Below are 294 nucleotides of genomic sequence, written 5' to 3' on the forward strand. Positions count from 1 at the left end.
ATAACTGCTTTTTTACCACCGTAAAAGTCTCTTTTTTCTATATCTACACCTTCATAAAAAAGATATAAATTAGGGGCATCTACATCACAATCTATTTTTACCACGTTTTTAGCAAGTTCTGATAGTGCTATTGCAATTGTAGTCTTCCCGGTGCCCCCTTTCCCACTTAGTACCACTAATTCCACCTTAGCACCCCCAATGTATTTTCTGCCATATGATCAAATAGTTTTTTATATTCAGTATTATTATATAGAATATCTCCCCTGGAATAGATCTCAGCTATATTTTTACTAT

The 294-nt window shown here is 33.7% G+C and carries 1 protein-coding gene; it reads right to left on the reverse strand.

The features are described 5' to 3' along the window. Positions 1-185 (reverse strand): nucleotide-binding protein (locus tag ACJDU8_RS25830; RefSeq protein ID WP_479723083.1); only part of this gene is annotated, 185 nt, incomplete at its 3' end. Positions 186-294 lie beyond the last annotated feature (109 nt).

The organism is Candidatus Clostridium eludens (assembly GCF_045310515.1).
Taxonomy (GTDB): Bacteria; Bacillota; Clostridia; order Clostridiales; family Clostridiaceae; genus Clostridium_B; species Clostridium_B eludens.